This is a genomic window from Paenibacillus xylanexedens (assembly GCF_007676705.1).
GTDB classification, from domain to species: Bacteria; Bacillota; Bacilli; order Paenibacillales; family Paenibacillaceae; genus Paenibacillus; species Paenibacillus xylanexedens_C.
Genome location: NZ_VEBF01000002.1, coordinates 145354 through 168690, shown reverse-complemented (window position 1 = coordinate 168690; position 23337 = coordinate 145354). Strand labels below are relative to the sequence as shown.

At 42.0% G+C, this 23337-nt stretch carries 23 protein-coding genes and 1 pseudogene; 2 read left to right on the top strand and 22 right to left on the bottom strand.

The genetic code is table 11. From position 1 onward, the window contains the following. Nucleotides 1–59 precede the first annotated feature (59 nt). The 3 genes from FS628_RS10675 to FS628_RS10665 all read right to left on the bottom strand — a co-directional run bounded on the left by FS628_RS10675 (nucleotide 60) and on the right by FS628_RS10665 (nucleotide 3812). Nucleotides 60–1283: an RNA polymerase sigma factor gene (locus tag FS628_RS10675; protein WP_145321751.1), complete on the bottom strand. Its 1224-nt coding sequence runs from the start codon at nucleotides 1281–1283 to the stop codon at nucleotides 60–62. A 343-nt stretch (nucleotides 1284–1626) separates the two neighbouring features. Next, nucleotides 1627–2091 carry a hypothetical protein gene (locus FS628_RS10670; RefSeq protein ID WP_145321749.1) on the bottom strand — a complete coding sequence of 155 codons (465 nt, stop codon included), beginning with the start codon at nucleotides 2089–2091 and terminating at the stop codon, nucleotides 1627–1629. A gap of 737 nt (nucleotides 2092–2828) precedes the next feature. Continuing rightward, entirely contained in the window at nucleotides 2829–3812 is a 984-nt protein-coding gene (locus FS628_RS10665; RefSeq protein ID WP_145321747.1) for an aldo/keto reductase, read from the bottom strand. A 184-nt stretch (nucleotides 3813–3996) separates the two neighbouring features. Here FS628_RS10665 and FS628_RS10660 point away from each other — a divergent pair, with 184 nt between their 5' ends. Continuing rightward, nucleotides 3997–4878, top strand: a complete 882-nt coding sequence (locus tag FS628_RS10660; RefSeq protein ID WP_145321745.1) for a LysR family transcriptional regulator — start codon at nucleotides 3997–3999, stop codon at nucleotides 4876–4878. Nucleotides 4879–5441: 563 nt separating this feature from the next. On the opposite strand, the gene FS628_RS10655 is transcribed toward FS628_RS10660, so the two are convergent. From FS628_RS10655 to FS628_RS32605, 8 genes and pseudogenes are all read right to left on the bottom strand, one after another. Beyond that, on the bottom strand, nucleotides 5442–6218 hold the full coding sequence (locus FS628_RS10655) for a fibronectin type III-like domain-contianing protein (RefSeq protein ID WP_222125222.1): 777 nt from the start codon (nucleotides 6216–6218) through the stop codon (nucleotides 5442–5444). Between the two features lie 14 nt (nucleotides 6219–6232). Further along, entirely contained in the window at nucleotides 6233–6568 is a 336-nt protein-coding gene (locus tag FS628_RS31975; RefSeq protein WP_222125221.1) for a glycoside hydrolase family 3 protein, read from the bottom strand. A 246-nt stretch (nucleotides 6569–6814) separates the two neighbouring features. Continuing rightward, a pseudogene (locus FS628_RS33460) lies at nucleotides 6815–6957 on the bottom strand (tyrosine-type recombinase/integrase); the annotation flags it as partial. A gap of 615 nt (nucleotides 6958–7572) precedes the next feature. Beyond that, a complete protein-coding gene (locus tag FS628_RS10645; protein WP_145321744.1) occupies nucleotides 7573–7938 on the bottom strand; it encodes a hypothetical protein in 366 nt (121 codons plus the stop codon). A 274-nt stretch (nucleotides 7939–8212) separates the two neighbouring features. After that, nucleotides 8213–8308 carry a 4Fe-4S domain-containing protein gene (locus FS628_RS33455; protein WP_440131290.1) on the bottom strand — a complete coding sequence of 32 codons (96 nt, stop codon included), beginning with the start codon at nucleotides 8306–8308 and terminating at the stop codon, nucleotides 8213–8215. Between the two features lie 113 nt (nucleotides 8309–8421). Next, nucleotides 8422–9750, bottom strand: a complete 1329-nt coding sequence (locus tag FS628_RS10635) for an SCP2 sterol-binding domain-containing protein (protein ID WP_260871003.1) — start codon at nucleotides 9748–9750, stop codon at nucleotides 8422–8424. A 62-nt stretch (nucleotides 9751–9812) separates the two neighbouring features. Further along, nucleotides 9813–10211: a MarR family winged helix-turn-helix transcriptional regulator gene (locus tag FS628_RS10630; RefSeq protein WP_260871002.1), complete on the bottom strand. Its 399-nt coding sequence runs from the start codon at nucleotides 10209–10211 to the stop codon at nucleotides 9813–9815. Nucleotides 10212–10907: 696 nt separating this feature from the next. After that, the gene (locus FS628_RS32605) at nucleotides 10908–10991 is read right to left on the bottom strand and encodes a ribosomal-processing cysteine protease Prp (protein ID WP_260871084.1); all 84 of its coding nucleotides are present in this window, start codon (nucleotides 10989–10991) and stop codon (nucleotides 10908–10910) included. 1015 nt (nucleotides 10992–12006) lie between these two features. On the opposite strand from FS628_RS32605, the gene FS628_RS10620 reads away from it, so the two are divergent. Further along, nucleotides 12007–12390, top strand: coding sequence for a RidA family protein (locus FS628_RS10620; protein ID WP_145321740.1), 384 nt, complete (start codon nucleotides 12007–12009; stop codon nucleotides 12388–12390). 23 nt (nucleotides 12391–12413) lie between these two features. Here the strand turns inward: FS628_RS10620 and FS628_RS10615 are convergent, their stop codons facing one another. The 11 genes from FS628_RS10615 to FS628_RS10570 all read right to left on the bottom strand — a co-directional run bounded on the left by FS628_RS10615 (nucleotide 12414) and on the right by FS628_RS10570 (nucleotide 23245). Beyond that, a complete protein-coding gene (locus FS628_RS10615; RefSeq protein ID WP_145321738.1) occupies nucleotides 12414–12641 on the bottom strand; it encodes a hypothetical protein in 228 nt (75 codons plus the stop codon). A 682-nt stretch (nucleotides 12642–13323) separates the two neighbouring features. Further along, nucleotides 13324–13737 (bottom strand): MarR family winged helix-turn-helix transcriptional regulator, encoded by a 414-nt coding sequence (locus tag FS628_RS10610; protein ID WP_145321736.1) that lies wholly within the window; start codon nucleotides 13735–13737, stop codon nucleotides 13324–13326. A 190-nt stretch (nucleotides 13738–13927) separates the two neighbouring features. Then, nucleotides 13928–14251, bottom strand: coding sequence for a VOC family protein (locus tag FS628_RS32600; protein WP_260871001.1), 324 nt, complete (start codon nucleotides 14249–14251; stop codon nucleotides 13928–13930). Continuing rightward, on the bottom strand, nucleotides 14238–14450 hold the full coding sequence (locus FS628_RS32595; RefSeq protein WP_260871000.1) for a hypothetical protein: 213 nt from the start codon (nucleotides 14448–14450) through the stop codon (nucleotides 14238–14240). The genes FS628_RS32600 and FS628_RS32595 overlap by 14 nt, the downstream gene beginning before the upstream one ends. A 71-nt stretch (nucleotides 14451–14521) precedes the next feature. Next, nucleotides 14522–15568: an NADH:flavin oxidoreductase/NADH oxidase gene (locus FS628_RS10600; RefSeq protein WP_145321734.1), complete on the bottom strand. Its 1047-nt coding sequence runs from the start codon at nucleotides 15566–15568 to the stop codon at nucleotides 14522–14524. A 403-nt stretch (nucleotides 15569–15971) separates the two neighbouring features. Further along, nucleotides 15972–16316 (bottom strand): DUF3221 domain-containing protein, encoded by a 345-nt coding sequence (locus FS628_RS10595; protein WP_186327790.1) that lies wholly within the window; start codon nucleotides 16314–16316, stop codon nucleotides 15972–15974. 32 nt (nucleotides 16317–16348) lie between these two features. Beyond that, nucleotides 16349–17620, bottom strand: a complete 1272-nt coding sequence (locus FS628_RS10590) for a hypothetical protein (protein WP_145321730.1) — start codon at nucleotides 17618–17620, stop codon at nucleotides 16349–16351. Between the two features lie 493 nt (nucleotides 17621–18113). After that, nucleotides 18114–19694 carry a gamma-glutamyltransferase gene (gene ggt, locus FS628_RS10585; RefSeq protein WP_145324063.1) on the bottom strand — a complete coding sequence of 527 codons (1581 nt, stop codon included), beginning with the start codon at nucleotides 19692–19694 and terminating at the stop codon, nucleotides 18114–18116. Nucleotides 19695–19751: 57 nt separating this feature from the next. Continuing rightward, a complete protein-coding gene (locus tag FS628_RS10580) occupies nucleotides 19752–21080 on the bottom strand; it encodes an amidohydrolase family protein (RefSeq protein WP_145321728.1) in 1329 nt (442 codons plus the stop codon). After that, nucleotides 21077–21517, bottom strand: a complete 441-nt coding sequence (locus FS628_RS10575; RefSeq protein ID WP_090898515.1) for a cupin domain-containing protein — start codon at nucleotides 21515–21517, stop codon at nucleotides 21077–21079. Before FS628_RS10575 ends, FS628_RS10580 begins: the two co-directional genes overlap by 4 nt. Before the next feature lie 45 nt (nucleotides 21518–21562). Further along, on the bottom strand, nucleotides 21563–23245 hold the full coding sequence (locus FS628_RS10570; protein WP_145321726.1) for a CocE/NonD family hydrolase: 1683 nt from the start codon (nucleotides 23243–23245) through the stop codon (nucleotides 21563–21565). Between the last annotated feature and the right edge of the window lie 92 nt (nucleotides 23246–23337).

Below are 23337 nucleotides of genomic sequence, written 5' to 3'. Positions count from 1 at the left end.
CAAGCACGCTATTTAAAAAAAGCCCGGTATACCCCGGCAACATACAATTTTTGTATGGGTTACTTACTTATAAACTCAACCATCTTCTGATGCAATTCCTTCTCGGAACATTGAAAGATACCATTAAAATCCTGAGGGTTACGGATCAATTTGTTTAAATGGTCTATTCCATATTGCTGAACAACAAACTTCACGAATAGGTAAGAGAACTGAAAACCCTTCATCGTTTCGAAATCCCAGGTATCATTATCTAATTGTTCGAACGTTGGGATCGCAAAATTGTGAATATCCTCTTCCGTTGTACCTTCAATATAGTCCTGAGTCATCAGCTTGGCTTCATATCCACCTATCCCCTGCCTTATCCATTTTGGAGCCTTCGGATTGATTTCACTTATTAGCCACATGGTGAACAAGTGAACCGTACCTTTAAGAATCGATTGATAGGTATGCTCCGGTCCTGGATTTAATGGAGATACAATTTTAAGAATACTCCCTTCATAGGTACCCATGAACCAATTCGGAGCATCTGCTTCTCCGACCGCTTGGTGAAACGATGGCATATCAGGATATACTTCGATAGTTACTTTTCGTGATGGATGATAATTGTACTTTAAGGAGATTCGCTCAATATGATCACTTAGTTCATTAAACAGATCATGGTGTACCTTATTGAGCCGGTTGTTTAAAACCTCTTTTCCACCCTTATTAACAATTGAAATCAAATCTTGAATAGACATGATCGTAACGCCTCCCCACTCTTTTAGTTCCTTTTTAAGTTTTCCCAAAGCTCTGTAGAGCCTGTTCTTTACTGCACTTTCACGCATCCCTACGATCTTAGAAATTTCAAGCAATGTGCAGTCCACAAAAAAGCGTAATGCAATGATTTCTTGGTCCGTTTCATCTAGATTTTTCAGCGCAACTCCGATATCAATTCGAAAATCAACATACTTCGTAAATTCAAGGGAAATCGACTGTGATTCATATCCCGTAAAATCAAACGGAGATTCTTTTTTTCGCGATAACCTTCGATATTCGTTTTTCACTGTATTCTGAGCAATCTTGAATATCCACGTAAATAAATTTGATTTTCCTTGAAATCGGTGAAGATTCTCTACAGCTTTTAAAAACACCTGTTGAGTCAGATCATCTGCAACCATCGGATTCAATTTCAGCGAAACGTACTTGCAAATTCTTTGACGATACAGCTCATAAGTGCTTTCAAAGTTGGTGATACTTTCCTGTTTATCCGGATAAACGGGTTTTGTGTCATGAGTTCCTGACATGGTAAGAACCTCCTCTTGTTTTACATTGAATTAGACACCAGAGACAATCAGAAGGCCACGTAAATGTAAAATAAATATGTATACAACCTTTCATGCTTGTGGTTTGCTCAACTACTTACAGGATTAGAAAATATAAGCTCTAAACAAACAAAAGAATGTAAAAATGGAGCAGAGCCAACACAGCAACCTGCTCCATGATGATTTTGATTGAGCTAACGTTTTCCGTTAGTTCAATCCTAGTTTTCTCATTGATTTAAACTAACTCTGTATATTGCTCCAGCTATTAACATGACATTTTTTAAGCCCAGAAGTTCTTCCCTTTTCCATTGTTCATAATAATATTTTAATATGGTACTTTTGACTGTGTAAGAAAAACTTGTCCTTTGGGTAGTCCTGATCCACCATAAATAGTTACTGTATAAGCGCCCGAAGGAACAAGCGGCATAAGATCATTATTTACGAATTCTACTATTTCATCTGCTGCAATGTCTTCATTAAAAATAACTGTATTCTTACTGTTGTGCTTTATTTCAACTCTAAAAGAGTGTCCTCCTGTATTTTTTACATTAAGTTTGATGTGTGAATATCCAATTGTCACAGAATAATCTTTTACAGGGTCCACCTTGTCGCCCTTCAAATCCCAAGTTAGTGTTTGTGGTTCTTTAGATGTTTTAGGACTGTTTTCAATAATTTTATTTCCTTCTTCAGATCTTAAACCAACATTATCTTTCCAAGCGATAGAAACTCCAAAAATAAGTGAGATAGACAATGCAATAGTACCAATAATCACTAGAACTTTGTTTTTCAATTATTAACATTCCTTTCAATAGACATGCTCAAAGAAACATATCCCACACAATAATATATTGTAGTCCAAAACTTTTTGTAGATCATCTCCATCAGAATAAACGCAAGTAAATAAGATCTATCATACACCTCTCTGCTTATGGATGTTCTATCACTTAATAAACAACTAATTAGCAAGTTTAGTTACGCTAACCTGCCCGTTAGCTTAATGAAGCAGATATCATATTATAATTACCTATTTGTCTAATCGACTATGACACGATGTCCTTGTCCTCAGTTCGGGAAATAAGCTTGGTTCCTTAAATAAGAACGCTATTTACGTGACGTTTTATGTTATTTTCTTTTGTCACGCGACATGAATTCCAGCCATGAAACTATTTAGATATTTACCTAATCGGAAATGACACAATGTTTTTGTCCTTTTCGGCAACGGTACATTGTTCTTGTCCTCAGCTTGAGACAAGAACTTGGTTCCTTAAAACAAAAAAGCCGCTATAATAGAGACTTTGAATGGAACAATGTTCTTGTCCCTCGACACATTATTATTTATGGGCGTATTAAACCGTATCTTGAATCCTGGTTGAGATGTTCTCCACTAATAATATACTGAAATTTCTACATCAAGACGTTGTAGAACAAGGGGTGCCTGGGTATTTATATAAAAAAGGCCACATTTTATGCGACCCTCATAGTGTATATGTTCTTGTCGTCGTCGGAGAGAATCTGGTACATCATCGCTTATTTGCCTGTTCTCCTCTTCTCAGCTTCTGGATAGCGGTCACCAACAATTTGGATCTTGCCAATCTCATCATTGATTGTCATCATCTCCTGCTCGGTGAAGACGATATCGGTTGCTCCAACATTTTCTGCGATTCTACTTGAATTTGTTGTCCCTGGAATTGGTACAATAAAGGGTTTCTGGGCAAGGATCCACGCTAGTGCTATTTGCGCTGTGGTTACATTTTTTTTCTCGGCCAGTTTATTCAAATAATCAATAATCACCTGATTCGCTTCCATCGCTTCCTTAGTAAACCGCGGAAGCTCGCGACGGTTGTCGTTCTCGGTGAATGAAACATTTTTGTCTAATTTCCCGGTAAGAAATCCACGTCCAAGGGGACTGTAGGCTACTAAACCAATCCCTAAATCTTCGAGTACGGGGATAATGTCTCTTTCGATCTCTCGCCACCAAATCGAGTATTCACTCTCCACTGCCGTCAGTGGTTCAACGCAATGCGCACGGCGAATTGTTTCAGCGCTTGCCTCTGACAACCCCCAATGGAGGATCTTTCCGTCTTTTTTCAACTGTTGCATGGCCAACGCCACTTCTTCAATTGGAACCTTTGGATCTACGCGATGGATGTAGTATAAATCGATATAATCTGTTTTTAATCTTTTTAAAGAACCCTCAACCGAAAGCCTAATTGATTCTGGCCGGCTGTCAAGCTCATTTGTTGCGTCAGTGATCTTAAAGCCGCCTTTCGTTGCAATCTGTACCTTATTCCGATGTCCTGCCAGCGCCTCACCAACAAGCTCCTCATTTGTGTACGGCCCATAAACTTCCGCTGTATCAAACATTGTTATGCCAGCATCAATAGCTGAGTGTACAACGGAAATCATTTCACCACGGTCTTTTACCGGTCCCCGATGGTAGTTTAGTCCCATACATCCAAATCCAATTTCCGAGGTGTCCAAACCGTTGATTCCCAAAATTCTTTTCTTCATAATTTTTTCCTTTCTTAACCGTTTTTATCAAGTCCATAAATTTGAGTAAGATTGTATACTCTTATGGTACTTTCCAAAGCGAAAAATTTCTAATGCCTATGATGAATTTATTATCATGCCTAGTATGTATCGTATAATAATCAGTAAACTATCCATCAGATGAAATATGGAAGGATGATAAGAAATGGATGTTCGTGTGTTGAGGTATTTTTTAACAGTGGCTAAAGCAGGAAACATAACAAAAGCAGCAGAAATCCTTCATATTACACAGCCAACTTTAAGCAGACAGCTTATGGATCTTGAAGAAGAACTGGGTACTCGTTTGTTTATACGCGGCAAGAGGCAGATTACACTAACAGATAGCGGACTTCTGTTTCAGCAACGGGTAAAAGAAATCGTTTCCCTCTTAGATAAGACGGAAAGAGATCTAGCGGAACAAAAAGATCTGATTGGTGGAGTTGTTTCTGTTGGATGTGTAGAGTCCACTGTATCCAGAGTGTTGCCAGAGTTATTAGAGGAATTTTCTAATCGGCACCCTATGGTACAATATGAATTGTATAGTGCAGATGGAGATGATATTAGGGAGAAACTTGACCGAGGGAATATAGATATCGGTATATTATTGGAACCGATTGAAACTGCAAAATATGAATATATTCGTTTGCCCTATCAGGAAAAGTGGGGGATTCTGATGAGACGTGATGATCCTCTTGCCCAAAAAGCGTCTATTAGTATTCAAGATATTCTTTCTTTACCCTTAATTCCACCCCGACGTACAATTGTACAGAATGAGATTGCAAGCTGGCTTGGTGTTGAGAATGATAACCTTTTTATTTTTGCATCGCATAATCTATTGACGAATGCTATGCTGTTGGTAGAAAGGAAACTAGGATATGCAATATGTGTGAGTGGATCATATACGATCCGGGAAAGTAATAGTACTTGTTTTGTTCCTTTTGAACCTGAACGAATTACAACTCATGTAATCGCTTGGAAAAAGAATAAGATTTTTAGTTCAGCTACTGCACATTTTATTCAATTTATAAATGAAACCTATCATTCGTAATATGAATTACAGATATTAAAAAGTGCAAAAATAATACTCCAAGTTTATTCAAATATCAGCCCACGTATTGCTCAAATTTTGATAATACGTGGGCTTTTGGATATCTATCTAATCGGCCATAGTACCATGTTCTTGTCCCTCGACAATAATAATTATTTATTCTCCTCCCTACCAAAATTAATTATTTTCCGCTCGATAAGAACGTTAGCTCAGGCTTTCTAAAAAAAACGACGACTTTAACTATCTTTTCTTTCTCTATAATCTTACCATAAAAGACTAATATCCTATTGAATTTCCCTGCCCCCATTAGCGCAGCGAAGGTAGCCGATCTTAGTCGTCGGCTGCCTTCAGGTCATAAGTAAGCTATATAATGTTCTTTTCCCGCGACACACGCTCCTCATTCCTGACAAGCGTTTTAACGCAGTTAATAATAACAAGAAAAAGCACGCCCAATGGGCGTGCATAATCCGTTTAAATCAGATTATTTTTAAAAAAATGCATGATACTTTCGAGAGGATTGACAGTCGGCAGAAATCAAAATCATCCGCAAAGCTTCATCCATGTTAATTCATTTGAACCAACAATTTTTCAATAATTTCTTCGGCTCTTTCGGCACGCTTAGGATCAAAATAAAACAATTTTCGTAACGGCATATTTAGTACCCTGTCCGAATGCTCGCCTTGAAGAGCAGCTTCGATTTGCTCCTTCATCTTCTCCTGTGCAAAAACTTCGAAAAGGGCTTGTTTTGCCGCACTCCAAGAAAACCATTCCTTCACAAGGCTTTCTCCGGTTAACGACGGTTTCAATGCATCCGTTGATATAACGTTTACCGTCCTCTTCAAACAAATATTCCTGGACGATTTTCCGATCCAAATTTCATACAAGCCTGTCTCTACAACCCACTTCTTATTCGAGCAATCGTAGTAGGAGAAATCTCTTTTATTCAATGTGTACCGAATTGTATCGGTTTCACCTGGAAGCAAGTTTATTTTCTCAAACCCCTTAAGTTCCTTCTCCGGGCGAATCAATCTTGCCTTTTGACTCTTTACATACAATTGAACGATTTCGGCACCTTCGCATTTTCCGGTATTCGTAATATCGACTTCAACCACCAAGCCATCCGTATCTAGTATGGTGTCCCCGCTTAGACGCATGCTGCTATATTCAAATGTCGTATAGGACAAACCGTGTCCGAACGGGAATAAAACCTCCATCTTTTTCTTGTCATAATAGCGGTAACCGATGAAAATGCCCTCCCGGTACGCGACCTTGCCTTCTTCTCCGGGAAAATTCAGATACGACGGATTATCTTCTACTTGCAAAGCGAACGTTTCTTGCAATTTTCCGGACGGATTCACTTTCCCAAATAAGATGTCGGCGATTGCCGAACCGCTAGCCTGACGTTAAGCCATACTTCTAATACAGCCTTCGCTTGATCGATCCATGGCATCGAAACAGGCGAACCATTACTCAGCACGACGATGATATTTTCATTGACCTTTGAGATTTCATTTAGCAAGCTGGTCTGGTTGTCCGGCAAATGGATATCAGCCCGATCATGTCCTTCCGATTCGATATTATCCGGCAATCCAAGAAACAGAACGACGACTTCGGATGCCTGCGCCACCTTCAGAGCTTCTTGCAACAACACCGCCTCATTGGCATCTTCCCCATCAATATAACCATTCATTAATATCCATAATCACCCTCCTGATACCCTATTTACTAATCATAATATTATAAATTGTATTCATTTGTTATTATTTACATATGAATGGATGACGATTAGATACACGCCTAATCGGCAATAGGACCATGTTCTTGTCCAATACGGCAATCGGTACAAGTTCTTGTCCTTGCCTTGGGACAAGAACTTGTACCGATAAAATAAAAAAGCCGCTAAAATAGCGACTTCAATGGGACCATGTTCTTGTCCCTCGACATCTGTTAAGTGCGTATAAATCATTGTAGTTGTATTAAAGAATGTCCTAATTGATTCTTTAATTTTGGGACATCATTATTCTCAATATGATAACGTGTGGCAAATGAATGCCTCAAAGAATGAACCGTCAAAGCCGGCTGACGCAAAGGTAAAAATAGACGTTTAACACAACGTTCTATAGAAAAACTTGTTGAGAAATATGCAACAGCCTTTGTAATCTGCAGGTAATTCTAATATCTAGGGATGCTTGGCTGCTAAAGTAAACATATTGCTCTTTTCCCCCTTTTCGGACTACTCTTACAGATGATTTCGTCAGATCTAAATCCTCAAGATTGATTCCGGAAACTTTATTTAACACAAAGAACCGACCCTCGTATCGCAAGGATCGGCTACCCATTTAACTGAGAGAGGGGAAAATGGGTCATGGTCATATCATATCCCTCCTGTTCAGTTATATACAATATTCTTTGATTAAAACTCCTAATCTAAGGTTGATTGAAACTTCTTGTATTTACGCAAGTTTTTGTACGATTTTACTGACACAATTATAATGAAGATTACCCATGGGACCACCCACCCACCAGGAGCGAATATTTGCAAAAAGGCAGAAATAATAAATGGAGAGCTAAAAAGAATTAGAATGCTATATTTTGCATGAACATTCTTTAATACAATAATTCCAACCACTATAATCCCAATAAAAGAAATGAATTGTCCAAGTACTACGGCATTTGTAATGAGTAAAATAACCATCAGTACAGTAGTAACACCAGCAGCTTTAAGACCAAATATCGCTTTTCTATCTGAATTTGAATATTTTTTTGCTTTTCTTGCATTACTTTTTTTTCATATTCAACCTTTTCTGTTTCTCTTCGCTTTTTCAGTTCATCATCTAGTTTCTTTTTCAGTTCATCATCTAGTTTCTTTTTCTCTTCTTCTTCCAGCTTTCTTAACTCTTCGGCAAGTTTCATTTTTTCATCAAACTTACGGTTGATCTTTTTTCTTTCCTCTTCTTTCTCGTGTTTAAACCTTACCATGTGCTCTCTTTGCAATCGGTTCTCTTCATGTAAATTTTCTCTATACGCTTTATACTCATCCAACATACTTTTGCCACTCATACTATCCCCCCTGTTATATTAATCGGTTATTAATGTTCTGTCTTATAGGACATCCTAGTCACATCCAATTGGTTAATTTCCGTATTAAGGTCGAAAAAAAGTCGCTAATTAATAGTGACGAATTAACACAAAAAAAACCGTCAATCTTTTCAGATTAACGTTTTTTTAAAATCTAATTTTTTTACATATGTTTCGACTGTTTTTTGGAGCATCTTATACTCATCACTTTTATTGTTCATGATAAGCAGCATCTTGTAAGTCATCTTCGTATTCATCAGGTACGATGGTTATCTAAAATAACAGAAGCGAGCCCCTCATCGTCGTAATCGAAAATAATTGGTGCAGTATCTCCACATGCTCCACACCCAATACAAGTTTCTTTATCTACAATTGTATATTTTTCATTTCCACTCTCCTTCCCTTATTTGTCATTGGGTGTTACTAAGCTTTCCTGCAATCAAGAAGATTTACTCAACTTTGCCATTATGCAAAGCATTTCTCAAATTTCATCAACAATTTGGGATTCCCTTTGAGTCGTAGTTTTCCTGTTAGTAATGCTACTCCTACATTTTTTTCCTTCGCCACGATTTTAAGCCATGTTTTGCTATCCACTGTAATCTGAATATCCGGTTTGCCGTGGAAACCGTCCTTAACCTGAAGCTTTTTGTCACGAATATCGAATGTTGTTTGTCTCGTTTCATTGCCAGTGAATGTAAAATGATAAGTACAGTTTAAATCTGTTGCCTGATTCGGTTGGAATACATGAGGCATCAGGGTGACCAAAAGACTGACCGAATTCGGTATAAGTCCATTCCCAACACGTTTTACTGTTTTATGAGGAAACCGTTTTTTGACATGCGCTTCTGCATCTGAGTCCGGAGTGACATAAATGGTCTCTTCTTTCGCCTGCAACGGCTTTAATATATCATTCATGAACCCTTTACGGTCTTCCAGAAACGGCCCGATCACGTCATCGCCCGCCGGACAAACGGATAAGCAATAAGCTGCTTTGTAGTTAGCTCCAAAACTCAAACTTTGCCACCATGAAGCCGTTTCAGTTGCGGGTACTTCATTCCGGAACTCTTTGGTGTTCTTGCTGTCCACAACCGTTTCCACAAAATCGCTGAAACCGCCCATAAACTCACGATAATTGTGCGTAGCGCATGATGAAAAATTAAATTGTCCGTCTGCACCGATCGCGCCGACAGGGCAGGCAGCTACACAAAGCTTGCATTCCAGACACGGGTTGTAGTCAATCGGCCGATCTTCCTTGTTGACCCGAGCATCCAGCATAATGGCACCAAGCAGAATAAAATTTCCGAATTTCGGATGAATCACATTGCGATGAATGCCCATCATGCCTAATCCTGCCGCAACGGCAACAGGTTTGAGTGAAACGACCCATGCTTTACCGGGAAACTTATCCATCTCCATTGGGAAACCCATAGCTGCATTTAAAGCCCGTATTCCTCGCGCTTCCAATGCGGATACAATGTTATGGGATGTCTCGGCTACCTTATCGCCAGTATGATGGAATTCAATATTGGCAAGGGAACGCGCTGGTGTGCGGATCGGTTCTCGATTCATTCTGGCAACGAAACTGATCATCGTCTTAGCATGCGGAAATACGGATAGAATATCATCACGCTGATCATCCAATTCGGAGCGTTCAATGGATATAACCCCGACATCGTCCGCTCCAGCCTCAAGACACAATTTGCGTATCCAATCGTAATCAAGTATTTCGTTGTCAAGAGTGGCAGATTGTGCAGAAGATTCGTAGTAACGCACAACTGTAGGATGTTTTTTCATATTGGCCATTTTCATCTATCCCTTCTAATTAGGTGTATATACACCTTTTTGATTAAAAAAAATTATTCTTGTCTATTTAGCTTAACGATATCAGATAACTGACCAAGTAAACCTGTATAACGGTCCTCGCCCATATAGTCTTGAATACGGATTTGTGCCTGTTCCCATAACGGCAGCGCACGGTTGAGAAGATCCCTACCTTCAGGTGTTAAATCAATAAAACGTTTCCTACGATCCTTTCCTTCCGTGATGGACACCCATCCCTTTCTCTCAAGCGGCTTCAGATCGCGTGGTAAGGTAGTACGATCCATTAGAAGTACTTCGGCAAGAGATGTAATAGTGACAGACCCGGTCTGTTCAAGTGCCATCAGCAAAGATAACTGTGTAGCCCGAAGCCCGACAGGTCTTAAATATTCATCATATAAACTGGTAATGAACCGTGACGCTTTTCTAAAATTCAAGCAAGCGCAATCTGCTGTATAATCGGTTGTCCCTGAAAAACTTGAAGTTGAATTATGTTCTCTCATAAATAGGAGTATATACACACATTATTTCGATGTCAATTTTTATAACCATCGGAATCTCCCTGTCAAAGCATAAGGTGAAGATCCGTTTATGCTCTTAGAGAAAGGCGCAAAGGCCGAAATTCCAGAAATTTTACTTTGTCTACGATTGTCTGTTCTGCTTGATGGTATGATTTATCTCGTTCTCCTTTAATGAGTTAATGTTTGTGTCGAGGATTATAGTGGACAACTAAAAAAGCTACCTTAAAAGGTAGCTTAGTATTAAACAAAATTATCATCTGGAGTTTAGTCTCACATAACATCGATATGGATAGCCTGCTTGTTTGCTTATTTATTTACCTACGTGTATTTTAAAGTACAAGCCAGTTCTTCACCGTGTGGCAAAACAATATTCGTTGCAGCAATAATAAATGCCCCGAAATTTAACATAAAAACAGTTTTCAAATTATTTGTTACAATTTAATCAATCGACTTTTGTTAGTTTGTTCGATAGTTAAAAATTCATCGTAAGATTCTTGTATAGTGTTCAACATGACCACCATTGGATTCCAGCAAAAGCTGTACCTGCTCAGATGTTTTTGGCTCCATTTTTCTAGGTATATTTACTTCCAAATATCCATGATCTATCTTATGTTATGGAACGATCTCCAACAACGCTTCTATTGAGTTAAACGCTCCAATTGTTACAGCCGATACACCAGCACAAGCAATGTCCATGCCATGTACGTCATAATTCGCATGACCCTTTCTACTTTAATCAATTCCTGCCCTCCCTTCTAAAGGGTACTTACCCTCCCCCTACATTGCTATTCATAAAGAACCAGCGATCACCTCTATTATGAAGGTTCCCTTTTTTCTTCAAGGTACGTAATTTCTTATAAATAGAAGCTTGCGAATTGCTCTTGCGTTATACCGCTTTGTAACCTTAGTTTTTTGATGATCGAACCAATCTTCATGTTTGCACCCCTAAAGCGAATTCTTACCTTACATTTAGATTTTACTGTTCAAGGTAATGTATAACCAGCACTTAAACCGAGAACAAACTTAACAAGTGTGTTAAGTCCTTTTTTGAATTTTTCTGCCCGTTAGTTAAACCAAAGCAGCCGATCACGTTGGTCAGCTGCTTTGTCCGTTTTATTGAGCTATCGTTTCCCGTTAGTTTAATAAAGTGGATTAACCTGCCTCTATGAATCTGCGTCTAAGCAATTAAAAATTTGTTGACATACAGTAAATAAGAATAGAAGAGTGAGAGGTGTAAAGTATGCATATTTAAGATTCACGCATGTCCCTTAATAATACCTTTAGTTCGGGTACTACAACCTTAGTAACAACCCCTACGTTACTGGGTGATATCGGTCTTCAAACTGTCGCTGCAATAGGAACCCCAAACGAAAGTGATGTGCGTATTCTACTTTGGGGAACAGTTGGGGTTTTTAGATCTGCAACAAACTTACTCAACATCTATGTTGAAAGAGGAGGTACTGGTAAATTCGGTTCAGGATTACAGCGACTTTAGTCACTTCATGGTAAATAATCAACGGATCAAATTGCATCTGTAAACGTCGAGGTCGTTATTTGGGTAGTTTGATGCCCTTCATTCGCCTTTATATTAAACATACTCATATATACACACACTATCCTTTCTGATAGTAACTATCAATAAAGTGCGTACTTTTTTTAAGTAAGTATTTATTTTATACTAGCCTTACTTTGAAGAAAAGGAGTCAAAACAATGACTAAAGTCAAAACCTACAGTCACGATCTTTGGGATCACGGCATCAGCCAGGGCTACAGCGTCAACGGCACAATTTACATTTCAGGACAATTTTCCCACAATACGGAGGGTGAATTTGTTGGTGAGGGCGATATTGAAGCACAGACCCGGCAGACGCTGGAGAATCTCGATCGCGTGCTGGCGGAATTTGGTATCACAAAATCAAACCTCGCTTATGTGGAGATCTATCTGACAAACGCACAAGAGCATATAGAGCCGTGCATCGGGTTGTTTAGGGAATACATGGGACAACACCGGCCTGCGGGAAGCTGTATCGGTGTGACATACCTAGCGTCACCTGAGCAGCTGATAGAAATCAGTGCCGTTGCACACACAAACTAACTCCATTACTGTTTTTTATACTGTCACTCTAAAACTAGAAGTATATTGCCGTTAGCGTAAAGAAACTGCAGCCGATCAATTGCTCGGTTGCAGTTTATCTTTATTGAACTATCGTTTACGTATAAATCAGCGGCGATCCTTGTTTGCTCGATTCCAATTTGACTATCTTCATCGACAGCCAATTTTAATTTAGGATCTAAAATGGCTTCACCTAACTCCGCCCGTCCCTCTTCCAGTTTTGCGGAGATCAATTTCCCTCCTGTACATTAATGGGGGTTATTGTCTATTTAATGAAAAATGCTCCCGTACCTGTGGCTAAAATGTACGGGAGCATTTTTATTAGCTGTTGAAGTAGTGCGATTGTTCGAGGTCGTCTCTTTACTACCTCCTCAATCAAGGTAGGATGTCAGCACTTCTGCAACATCTCTATTGTCAGCCCGTTAGTTGGTAGGAACATGTTCTTGTCCCTCGACACCTTCAGAGCTTTTCTTTCTCTTCTTTCATTTTTTCCTCCAGGCAACATGGTTTTACTAATTATATACTAGCCAGTACCTAAGTTGAAACCAACCTGCACGTTAGCTGAACAAAAGCAGCCGCTCACAAACACCGGCTGCCCTTCTTATATTTATATTGAGCTATCGTTTCCCGTTAGCTTAATGATATAGTACAATATTTGATGAGATTCATACTTAATACGAAATCAGAACTTTTTCTTAGTCATTACGGTACCAGAACAAAGTTATCATCCTCTGTTTGTAACGATCAAATAACCACAGTCGCTATAAATTGCGACTGTGGTTATTTTGCCCATCATGTATTTACTGTTATAATGTCCGTTCCGTTTATTTGATAGTCGGATTAGTGTGATGAGCGCTGAGAGTTCCAAAGGTCTGAATATGATTCGATGTCGGCAAATTTATTTGTGTACCGTATTTAAGACGTAAATAATCGAATGTTTTTTTTATCCTTTTCAGACATAGACGCCTCTAAAGCAGAACTAACTTCTGAAATAATATCACTCGTATATTTCTCACCGTTTGGAGTAAGAACAACATAGAAGCCTCTCTTATCTTCTTCATACACAACTCGTTCTACAGGTTGAAAAGTATGGTTTTCCAATCTGGTAATTAGACGAGTAAGAGCACTCTGGCTTAAACCAATCATATTCGATGCAGTAGACAGACGAAGCTTGTTGTCTTCGGAATGATATAGGTACATAAGCAAATAAAACTCTTTTAAGCTAAATTGATAACGTTCCTGAAGAATATGGTTTAAAGCATTATTAATACGATCATGATATTTGGAGAAATTGACCCAGTCATGAATTAGATAATCTGAATCGCTCAAGTATATCGTCCTTTCATTCTATACGTTGTATTGTCTCACATATAGTATTACCTCAACTTAAGCTGATGTCAAAAGATCAAATGGATGCCGTCTCCTCAAAATGAGTATAGCTTTAGTGCATGCAGTTCCTTAGAATATACTGACATAGGGATACTCAAATTTCTTATATGGTTGGTCATAAGTCTAGATGTTATGGTGTAAAACGTTTTGCTTCACTATCTTCAGGGTAGTTTAATCCATGCGGTGTATAGCTAATGAGTTCAATTAACATTCCCCATGGTGCACGCCCATATACAAAATGACCTGTTCCATCTTCAACATCTCCCAACAATTCACCGGGATCATTTAATAACTCTCCACCTGCTTCAACAAATGCTTTAGCTGCTTCTTTAATGTCATCCACATAGAAACCAAAATGTTGAACACCTAAGTCAGAAGCAATTGACGGTTTCCGTTGATCCGCATCGACGTAATTAAATAGTTCGATACTAGCGCTATTATTAAAAGAAAGCAAACCGCATGTGGATAACTTTGGTTCCTTTTTTTAGACCTAATGTTTTCTCTACATTTGGTCCAGCTAAAGGCTCATCTTCTAATTTTTTATTATCATAAGCAATTTTAGCGTCAAAAGCCTTTTTAAAGAAAACTGTTGCTTCTTCGATATCGGGCACGGTTACTCCAATATGATCGATTCCTCTTGTAGTTCTTTTCACGTTTTATGTCTCCCTTTATCAAATTTGTTTTTATTCTTAGCTATCAAGCAAATTCATATTAGACTAATCCTTTAACGGATTCCTCTCGAATACTGAAAAGGTGGTTCCACTTTCTTTGTTGTCGTTTTGATCGCATGCAATGTCCAATATGGATCATTCAACATTCCTCTCGCCACCGCAACCAGATCTGCATCACCATTTGCAATAGTTGCTTGAGCAAGTTCAGCATTTTCAAGCTTTCCAACAGCAATCACAGGAAGACCAAGACGATCCTTAAACATTCTTGCGAAAGGTACTTGGTAACCAGGCGTGTTTAATGGCTTCAATTTGCCTGGTATACCTTCACCACCGCTAGAAATATGGAAAATGTCTACACCTGCAGTTTTAAATCTCTCTCCCATATTCAATGCATGTTCAATGTCATACCCGCCATCAATGTATTCAATTGCAGAAAGTCTCATAATCAGGGGCATATTTTCAGGCATGACACTTTTCACCGCTTGAATGACCTCTACACCAAATTTCGATAGGTCTGTTCCATATACATCTTCTCTGATATTAATACTGGGTGACATAAACTGATGAAGTAAATACCCATGAGCACCATGAAGTTCGATGGTATCAAACCCGGCTTCAACCGCACGTCTAGCAGCATCCTTAAATTGACTAATTACTCGATTAATCTCTTCGATCGTTAGGGCTCTGGGGAGTTTCAACTCTCCATATTTCGTCTCTTCAGGTAGCGCTCCACCTTGAACAGAGGACGGCGCTACAGGTTGAATAGCATCCTCTGCCTTTCTGCCGGCATGCCCAATCTGTATACCTATCTTAGATCCATGCTTCTGGACTTCAGAGACGAGATGTTGATATGGAGGAATTTGATCATCGGACCACAGACCAAGATCACCATCTGTGATTCTTCCATCAGGATCAACTCCTGTCATTTCAACAATGATTAGTCCTGTTCCACCAACAGCTCTGGAAGCATAGTGCACAAAATGCCAATCATTGGGTACGCCATCTTTTAGTTCAACAGAATATTGACACATCGGAGCCATGACAGTTCTATTTTTGAGTTCCAGGTTCTTTAGTTTGAAAGGAGTGGATAAATTATTCATTTTAAATTACCTCCATTTTTATTTGTTTGCACATGCAAATAATATCACTCGAATCTCTTCTTGTCAAAACAGTAGTCATTTCATTAAACCATACCAAACTAACCTGCCCGTTAGCTTAATGAAACCGATAAAGAATCTTATCAACATTGGTACCATATTTTTAACCTTTTCAACAATGAACTAGTTCTTTGCCTTTGGTCGAAAAAACCTAGTTCCTGAAACAAAAAAATCGTTATTCAAGTGAAGTCTTATATTCATATGATTTTATCTAGCCACATGATCTCCATAATGATACTATTTAGATAATCACCTAATCCGAAATGACACAATGTTCTTGTCCTTGTCGGCAAAGGAACCAAGTTCTTGTCCCGCGACATAATGATATTAATTACCTTAACCTTTATTATTCAATAATGACTTTTTCAGCTATAGCTCGTGGAGGTGATGACTGGGCTATAAGATTTTTTATCCATACTTCAGCTTTTTTATTTTTTATTGAACTAGCAAATTTAGACTCGGCTGCCCCACCGATAACTATTTCACTATCCTCATCTTTACTTATCCAAATTTGTTTCGTTGCAGGATCATCTGGGTTATCTTGTTCAATCAATATTTGATTATCTTGTTCATTAACTTCTATAATTGTACCGCTGATGTCCGCATCTGATTGAGTTTGTTCATTTTGAGAACTACAGCCGACGGCTAGTAGCAACAAAACGAGTGTGAGTCCACTCACTAGTTTAGCCATAATTATCACCTTCCACTTGCAATATAAAATCATCAGTAGGAGGAATCTGTGTAGACTCCCGAGAGACCTAGCGAACTAATTGTATAACTATATTTTGAAAAAGCTTGCCATGTATCTACTCCACCTTGTCTAACTATACCAGTGTGGGTACCTTCAATTCTTGCATAGTTTCGTACACCATTATTGACGACATTGTATACTAATCCTCCACTATCTCCTAGCTGTGTACCACTAAGTCCAGTAATGATCATATCAGTCGGTCCACCATTAATATCATAACTAGTGTCAACAATCTCAGCTAGAGGATAACTACTTCCATTCAAATTGTACCCGTGTACTCTTACCTTATCTCCAACCTGACGATATAGGCCAGAGTAATCCGTTGTCCCTATCGTTAAAGAATTACCATTTAAATTATGGCTCGGATTTACAGATGAGTTGTATACTATATAACCTGCATCGAACTTAGACGTATCCGAAAATACAGCATTGTTCATTGTACCAATCGGGCTAGAACCGTCAGATAAGTCATACCAAGTTCCATTCTCACAATGCCCCGCAGTAACACCGACGTTGTTACCATTGGCACGACCGTTGAAACCTAAACTACATGCCGGGGAAGTAATAGCAGTTCCTCGTTCAATTTTTTCTCCGGGAAACAAGTTATACGCTTGTGTTTGAAGGCTCAACTCGCCTATTACCCATCTCACCATATCTTCATCGATATAGTTTAGTATCTCTTCCTTAGCATTATCGTACTGCTCTTGTGAGATGTACACATTAACTTTGTTCAACTTAGGATTTATACCAACCGCTTCTAACCCTAACTCTTTCATTTTTCCAGATAATGATTCTTTTGCTTTAGTCAGTTCTTCTAAAGAATATTTTACAATTAAATATTCAATATTTTGAGGAAAAACACTCGTGCTCATTATTGAACTTTTTAATTCGTTTGGTAACTCAGTAACAAGTATGACATTCTTACCGTTTTCATCGGTGTATGCACCAGTATAAATATCGCTATGGTTGCTCATTAACTCTAGTTGTACGTTACCTCGATCAATCAATATATTTGTGTTAAGTAGACTGGCTTCAGGATATTGTTCCGTGACTGCCTCTGCCTCAGTTTCTGATGACTTCGTGAAACTAGTAGCGGTAGGTATCTCCCATTTATGACCTGGATCATTGCTTTGCACTCTAATGTTATCATTTGATATGGACTCCGCCGCTTGACCTGTACTAATAAAAATACTTAACGATATCATTAGCAAGGTTACTATCAGTGATAAAATGCGCTTGTTCATAAACTATCTCCTCTCATAAGGTAAATAAAATAAACGCAATTTTCAGTAAAATGTTGCATTTATTTTTATATTTTTACTCAAATTGGTTCATCTAATCGAGAATGGGAACATGTTCTTGTTCATTTCGGCAATCGGTACAAGTTCTTGTCCTTGGCTCGGGACAAGAACTTGTACCGATAACATAAAAAAGCCGCTAAAATAGCGACTTCAATAGGAATATGTTCTTGTCCCTCGTCATGTTTGTATCAAAACAAAGATTCGGAAACATCAACACCAAGATGTCCCAAATTACTGAGAGTTACGGCAACGGTTGATAATTGATACAAAATAATCCCGCTGCCCAGATTAATAGCGCAGTTCATACCCGGAATTTGTTCGGCTGGAAACCGGTGGGAGAATCCGTCCAATACTAGATTTATCATAACATCTAATAAAAAGCGACATGATATTTCCGTTTAATATATGACTGTTAAGGCTACGCCTCGGTTCTGATTTACCATCCGATAGCCGCACCATCGCAGCGGGGGTCTGTGCCCCCGAGTAGGAAGCCATTGTCATCGATCATAATGGCATGCGCATGTCCCATGACTCTAGCAAAATCTTCAACTGTGTGTACCTCGTGTCCGGCTAGCCGTAAACGCTGCTGCACTTCTGCCGAAATTCGGCCTTCCACTCTCAATTCTTGCGTTGTCTCTCCCCATGTTCTTCCCCACACCCAGCGGGGTTCACGCACAGCGATCTGGGGGGCCATGCGATAATCCACCATGCGGGTCAGCAGCGCGGTTTGTGTCTGCGGCTGACCTTCTCCTCCCTGGGTACCGTACAAAATATACGGCTTCCCATCGCGGCAAGCCATCGCTGGCATCAGTGTATGAAAAGTTCTTTTGCCTGGTTCAAGCCTGTTCACATGCGACGGTTCAAGAGAAAAGAACGAGCCCCGGTTCTGCAGCAAAATACCGGTGTCTCCCCCAACCACAGCCGAGCCGAACTCAAAATAGAGGCTTTGGATAAATGAAACGGCATTGCCCTCACTGTCTACTACTGCCGCATAAGCCGTATCATGGCCTACCGGCTGGGTATCCATCGGCAGAGCTCGCTCCATATCGATGCAGGCCGCCAGCTTCGCGGCATAGGATTTGGATAGCAGCCGGTCCAGGGGAATGGAGGAAAACTGTGGGTCTGTCAAATAACGATCGCGGTCACGGAAGCTCAGCTTCAGCGCCTCCACAAGCAGGTGATAGTACTCATAGGAACCATGCTCTATACTCTCCAAATCAAACTTTTCTAGAATTTGAAGCGCCATTATACCAGTAAAGCCCTGTGAGTTCGGAGGGACCTGATAAAGATCAAGTCCTCGGTAACTCCCTTTGATCGGTTCCACCCATTCACCTCTGTGTCTCGCAAAGTCCTCCAGTGTCAGCAGACCGCCCTGCTTCTTAAGGGAGCGAACAATCTCCTGACCAACACTGCCTGAATAAAATACGTCTCGGCCCTGGTCCGCAACCTGCAGCAGGCTGCTTCCCAAAGCAGACTGCACAAAGCGGCTGCCTTGCTCGGGGATCTTGCCTCCGGGCAGATAGATGGCGGCTGTCTGTGGATAAGCTGCCAGCACATCGAAACGCTCGGCTGTATTGACATGCTGGTCCGGCGACAGCGGGAAGCCTTCCAGTGCATATTGGATCGCGGGCTCAAGCACCTCTGCCAGCGTCTTCGAGCCATATTCCTGCAATATGGCATCCCAGCCGTCCACCATACCCGGCACGGTAATGACACTTCGGGGTCCCCGCTGTGGGATGGCTGATTCGCCGGCAAAGCAGCTGGCGGTAATCCGGCTGCCCGAACGTCCACTCGCGTTATATGCCCTGAATTTTCTATCTTCGTTGCTATAGGTCAACCAGAAGGAATCGCCTCCCAGTCCCGTCATATGTGGGTATACGACGGCAAGACAGGCGCTCACCGCCACGGCGGCATCAAAGGCGTTACCTCCTTGCTGCAAAATACGCGCTCCTGCCGCGCTGGCCAAAGAGTGAGGACTGACTACCATCGTCTGTGTGCCTGTGACTTGTGCAACCATCTTGCCACCCTCTTTCTCTTCTGTGTTCAACTTACAGTAATTCCCTTTTGTTGCCAATCATGTTATCAAATCAGACGCAAACGTCTGGGCTGTATGCAAAGCAGACTGCCATCTGCCGCAGGCATACACCCAGCGACTCATTTTTGTACCTGATAGCAGCTGCGTGATATCCGAAGCATCCGTTACGACAAAGTTGCAGTCATGCCCTTCTTCTATTCCGTACCCGTCGCAGCCTGTGATCTCAGCAGGTGTCTCCGTGATCATCCGCAGCAGCTGTACTAAATCCTGTTCACTGCCCATATGGGCCGCATACGATGTGATTTGGGCGATTTGTATCAGATCCCCCCGGCCAAACGGATGGAACGGGTCCTGAATATTGTCGGAGGCCGCAGCAAGCGGAATGCCTTCTGCAAGCAGCTCGCGAATGCGTGTTGTGCCCCGTCTTACCAGGCCGCGATCTTCCCGTCCCTGAAGATACATGTTCACCGCAGGCAGCGTTACGGCGTTCAGACCTGCTTCCTTCATCTTCGCCATCACATGCTGTGCATCATTTTCCGTCATTGCGGACAACGAGCACAGATGATCTGCCGTCACTCTGCCCTGATAACCGTAGCGAATTGTATGCTCTGCGATGCTCAGCACGGTTTTTTTTCCGGGATTATCACTTTCATCTGCATGCAGATCAATGGGTACGCCGAAACGTTCCGCTAACCGAAAAATCCTGCCAATCTCCCGTTCAGGGTCGTCTGCCAGATGAGGGGCTCCACCCAGTACATCTATTCCCAACCGCAGTGCTTCCTCGATTGCCTCATCCGCAGCTTCATGATTGCCGCGGAACGGAACCATGAGCGCATATTGGATAGCCATACTGCCCTTCAACTTCTCCCGTACTTCCAAGGCTGCCTCAATCGTCCGAAAGGCCACCTCTCTCCCCAAATGAACAGGGAAGTCAAGGTGGCTCCTTATGGTCGTGGTCCCGTAGCTCAGTGCCATTCTGGCGGCCGTCAGCATGCGTTCCGCCAGCTGCTCCTTGCTGAATATCTGTACAGCCTGGCTGTAATTAAGAATGGCTTCATGAAGTGTGCCGGATCGGTTCGACACCTGCTTAAGCGAAAAAGCTTTATCCAGATGCATATGACAGTCAACCAGGCCAGGAAGCATTATGCCGCCCTGCAGATCGATGCAATCCGCGTCTGCCAACCGTTTCAGATCCGATCCGGCCTGATGCGGGACCAGCAGACGGGAAGCACCACTTTCCCGTGCAACAAGGAAACGGTCCTGCCGACGGACGCTAACCCATTTTCCATCCTTCGCCTTTACTTCATAAAGACACAGGTCTTCTCGGTGCGGAAGGCGAACATTAATGAAGCGCAGCTCTGCACTCATTGCGCGGTAGCCAGTGCCTGAAGCACGGCCAGATCCTCCTCATCCAGCTCGGTGGCAGGACCTGCTTTGATCATATCCGAGAACATTTCGTCCGGTACCATCGTCGTCAGACAATACAGACGTGTACTGCCCGTGTTGATAATATCGTGATGGTTGCCCGGTGGAATAATAATGAATGAGCCTTGGCGGATCGGAGTCTCATATTCGTTTCCAACTTTGGCAAGCCCCTCCCCTTTTAACACATAAAAATATTCATAAGCCTCCCGGTGTTCATTGGATGGAGTTCTGCCTCCAACCTCGAAGATCTCCACAAATGAAGTGAAAGGAACCTGCTCCCTGTCGCACAGTAAAATGAACTTATTCGTATCCTGTGCGGAAATTTTGTGGACGGGACAATTCTCAAAGTTACCAGCAACCAGACCTGGAATGTTCACCATATACATTCAACCTCACTTTGATTGATTTAATTTATGCTTCGCTTTTCATCTTTTCAACGGCAGCTTCAAACAGGATATGTCCTGTTCAGTACTGCGAACAGCCGTGGTGGCAATCTTCAACCCACCTGTTCCCGTGCTGTTCGTCTCATCCCAGACACCGTTCGGATGCCGGGCGAATAACGGGAAGGCGCTGCCTGTCAACTCAAGCCGGACATACGAGCCAGCCGGCAGGGTAGCAGCCAAGGGACGCAGCCGAATCCGCGCCATTCTCCATTCATTGGAGGCATCTGCTCCTTCACTGGAGATTTCCGTGCGACCCACACTCAGTAGCCGGGCCGTCCCTTTCTCGGATAGGGTCGTGAGGATGGCCACCAGATCCGTCGGACCTCCCAATGTTTGGTACTGAACGGATAATTCCGGGGACCCAAAAATCGGGATATCCTCTGCAAGCGGTCCTCCCGTATATACCAGAATCTCTTGCCGTTCCTGAATGGCAGTTCGGTCGGACGGTAAGTAAGAGTCCAAACGCATCGGCAGACGCGAGTCGTATACGAATACATCCGGAACAGCCTCCTCCACGTCTTCCTTATGCCTTTCGAGTCTTCCGCCTCCTGCTGCACCGTTCGCCGGGGTCTGTGACCCCGACAGATAAAAAGATTCGGACGGAGAGGACCCATCCTCAAATACAGAAGGCAGCTGTTCCGCCGTATGCCATTCATGACTCATTTGGTCAAAATATCGGATCGGCAGTTCACCAGGCAATTCCATGTCTTCCTTGCCCTTCAGCCAATAATCAAACCAGCGCAGCTGCTCCAGATGATGACCACCATCCGCTTGCTCTCCATGGTCGATTCCGCTCGCTCTGCGTCCCCATGGAATGTGAGCCCACGGGCCGACAATGAGCCGATGAAAACAATCCGAAGTGGCCGTAGCTTGCAGAGCCTCGAACGACTGTAACGTGCCCATGAGGAAACCGTCATACCAGCCCCCAATATGCAACGCCGGCACCGGTTCCCGGACGATCTCGTCGATCCAGTTCATCCGCTCCCAGTACTCATCGTACGCTTGATAATCGATCCAATCATAAAATGCGGGAAAATATTGCTCCAGAATCGGATGTCTTTCATTCAGCGGCATTTTCCAGAGCATCTCCTCGGGGCTGCGCATCAATCGGGAGCATTGCTCTGCCGTTTCGAAGTCACCCGCTCTTTGCGCTGTGTCACGAGCCAGCTGGAAAGCCCACGGCAGATGATTGCCAAGTGCGAAGGAGCCATGCGGATAAAATAAGCCATGATACATGTCTGCCGGACACATGCTCGGTGCTATCGCCTTGAGCGCAGGGGGGTGAAGGGAAGCTGCTGCCCATTGTGTTAGCCCTTGATAAGAGAAACCGTACATGCCTACTTTCCCGGTCGAGCCGGACAGACCGGCTGCCCATGCGATGGTATCAAATCCGTCCTCTGCTTCTTGAACAAACGGATTAAATTCGCCTTCCGACTCTCCACGCCCTCTAACGTCCTGGATTACTACGATGTACCCCTTACTGGCATACCAGACGGGATGGGCATGTGTAACAGTAGAGGCAATGGACCGGCCGTAAGGCTGGCGCATCAGCAGCACAGGAAATTCTCCTGTCTCGTCCGGCAGGTATATATCTGAATACAACGTTATGCCGTCGCGCATCGTGCAAGGAACCTTTCGGCGGATGACCACATTTCCAAATTTCATGCAACTCGCTCCTTTGCTGTAGATACGGATTGACTATAAAAATCCGCATGGCACGTTAACTGCTGCAGGTTGCGCCATTCTTCCGTCACCCG

What these genes read in the sequence shown, in the direction of transcription:
- FS628_RS10675 (WP_145321751.1), bottom strand. Translation starts at nt 1,283, where the DNA reads ATGTCAGGAACTCATGACACAAAACCCGTTTATCCGGATAAACAGGAA.
- FS628_RS10665 (WP_145321747.1), bottom strand. Translation starts at nt 3,812, where the DNA reads ATGAAGAAAAGAATTTTGGGAATCAACGGTTTGGACACCTCGGAAATT.
- FS628_RS10660 (WP_145321745.1), top strand. Translation starts at nt 3,997, where the DNA reads ATGGATGTTCGTGTGTTGAGGTATTTTTTAACAGTGGCTAAAGCAGGA.
- FS628_RS31975 (WP_222125221.1), bottom strand. Translation starts at nt 6,568, where the DNA reads ATGAATGGTTATATTGATGGGGAAGATGCCAATGAGGCGGTGTTGTTG.
- FS628_RS10645 (WP_145321744.1), bottom strand. Translation starts at nt 7,938, where the DNA reads ATGAGTGGCAAAAGTATGTTGGATGAGTATAAAGCGTATAGAGAAAAT.
- FS628_RS10635 (WP_260871003.1), bottom strand. Translation starts at nt 9,750, where the DNA reads ATGAAAAAACATCCTACAGTTGTGCGTTACTACGAATCTTCTGCACAA.
- FS628_RS32605 (WP_260871084.1), bottom strand. Translation starts at nt 10,991, where the DNA reads ATGGACATTGCTTGTGCTGGTGTATCGGCTGTAACAATTGGAGCGTTT.
- FS628_RS10620 (WP_145321740.1), top strand. Translation starts at nt 12,007, where the DNA reads ATGACTAAAGTCAAAACCTACAGTCACGATCTTTGGGATCACGGCATC.
- FS628_RS10600 (WP_145321734.1), bottom strand. Translation starts at nt 15,568, where the DNA reads ATGAATAATTTATCCACTCCTTTCAAACTAAAGAACCTGGAACTCAAA.
- FS628_RS10595 (WP_186327790.1), bottom strand. Translation starts at nt 16,316, where the DNA reads ATGGCTAAACTAGTGAGTGGACTCACACTCGTTTTGTTGCTACTAGCC.
- FS628_RS10590 (WP_145321730.1), bottom strand. Translation starts at nt 17,620, where the DNA reads ATGAACAAGCGCATTTTATCACTGATAGTAACCTTGCTAATGATATCG.
- ggt (WP_145324063.1), bottom strand. Translation starts at nt 19,694, where the DNA reads ATGGTTGCACAAGTCACAGGCACACAGACGATGGTAGTCAGTCCTCAC.
- FS628_RS10580 (WP_145321728.1), bottom strand. Translation starts at nt 21,080, where the DNA reads ATGAGTGCAGAGCTGCGCTTCATTAATGTTCGCCTTCCGCACCGAGAA.
- FS628_RS10575 (WP_090898515.1), bottom strand. Translation starts at nt 21,517, where the DNA reads ATGGTGAACATTCCAGGTCTGGTTGCTGGTAACTTTGAGAATTGTCCC.
- FS628_RS10570 (WP_145321726.1), bottom strand. Translation starts at nt 23,245, where the DNA reads ATGAAATTTGGAAATGTGGTCATCCGCCGAAAGGTTCCTTGCACGATG.